General features: G+C 66.3%; 1 protein-coding gene. It reads left to right on the top strand.

From position 1 onward, the window contains the following. The first annotated feature begins 86 nt into the window (after positions 1-86). Positions 87-1,472, top strand: a complete 1,386-nt coding sequence (locus C5E41_RS32930) for an IS1380 family transposase (RefSeq protein WP_104379554.1) — start codon at positions 87-89, stop codon at positions 1,470-1,472. The last annotated feature ends 137 nt before the right edge of the window (positions 1,473-1,609 follow it).

The raw sequence follows: 1,609 nt of genomic DNA, 5'->3' as shown, positions 1-1,609 counted from the left end.
GTGCCGTGAATGAGAAAGTGCCCTTCGAGCTGGGATGATCACTGTTGTCTAGGCAATGATCGGTCCGGTTCAGAAGGACACTTCGGGTGCAAGTTTCGCATAGGTTCGCTGCGGAGTCGGCGGTGTTCGATGATGAGAATTTGGTGTCACTGGCCGGGCTGGTGCCGGTGATGCGGCTGGCCGAGCAAACGGGGCTGGTCGAGGCGCTGGCGGAGAGGGTGTCGATTACTGCGCCGCGAATCAAGTCGGGGGCGGCGAATCCGGCGCCGAAGCTGGCCACATTGATCGCGGGGATGTGTTCGGGCGCGGACAGCATCGACGATGTCGGGGTGCTGCGCAGCGGCGGGATGAAGGTGGTTTTCGATCGCGTGTATGCGCCCTCGACGATTGGAACGTTGTTGCGGGAGTTCACCTTCGGTCACGCGCGCCAGCTCGAGGCGGTGTTGCGCGGGCATCTTGCCCAGCTGTGCCGGCGGGTGGAGCTGCTGCCGGGCGCCGGTGTGCGGGCGTTCGTGGATATCGACTCGCTGCTGCGGCCGGTGTATGGGTATGCCAAGCAGGGCGCCTGCTACGGTCACACCAAGATCTCGGGGAAAGCGATTCTGCGGAAAGGGCTTTCACCGCTGGCCACCACGATCAGCACCGATCTCGCGGCGCCGGTGATCGCCGGGATGCGGTTGCGGGCCGGGAAGACCGGGTCGGGCAAAGGCGCAGGCCGGATGGTCGCCCAAGCTGTCGCCACCGCGCGGGCGGCCGGTGTCACCGGTGAGATCCTGGTCCGTGGCGATTCGGCCTACGGCACCCGCTCGGTCGTTGGTGCGTGCCGCCGCGTGGGTGTCCGGTTCTCGCTGGTATTGACGAAGAACCGTGCCGTGCAGCGGGCGATCGCAGCGATCAGCGAGGACGCGTGGACTCCGGTGAGATACCCCGGCGCGGTCCGCGATCCGGACACCGGTGAGTGGATATCCGATGCCGAGGTCGCCGAAATCCCTTATACCGCTTTTGCTTCCAAACCCGATGCGGTCACTGCCAGGCTGATCGTGCGGCGTGTCCGCGACGCCGCCCGACAGGACGAACTGTTCCCGGTCTGGCGATACCACCCCTTCTTCACCGACTCCGATGAACCCACCATCGACGCCGATATCACCCACCGCCGCCACGCCATCATCGAAACCGTGTTCGCCGACCTCATCGACGGACCCCTCGCTCACATGCCCTCGGGACGTTTCGGCGCGAATTCCGCCTGGGTGTTGTGCGCGGCGATCGCCCACAACCTGCTGCGCGCGGCTGGCGCCCTGGCCGGCCCGGTCCTGGGCAGAGCCCGCGGCGCCACCCTGCGCCGCAAGATCATCGCGGTTCCTGCTCGTCTCACCCGCCCGCAGCGCAAACCCGTGCTGCACCTACCCGCCCACTGGCCCTGGACTACTGCCTGGCAACAACTCTGGCAGGCCACCACCGTCCTGATCACCTGAACAGCCCTCCCCACCCCTACGACCAGGAACAACAGTGGAAAAGCTGGGCAGACCAGCGGCTACCCCACGCCCGGGAACGGTTGTCTGCACGCCGCAGGCGCGCAGACAAACCCACAGACCCTGTCGGTGGATCGAGG

This window comes from Nocardia nova (genome assembly GCF_002933465.1).
Taxonomy (GTDB): domain Bacteria; phylum Actinomycetota; class Actinomycetes; order Mycobacteriales; family Mycobacteriaceae; genus Nocardia; species Nocardia nova_B.
Note: the sequence above shows the minus strand (reverse complement) of the source record. Positions and strands in the feature narration are given on the sequence as shown.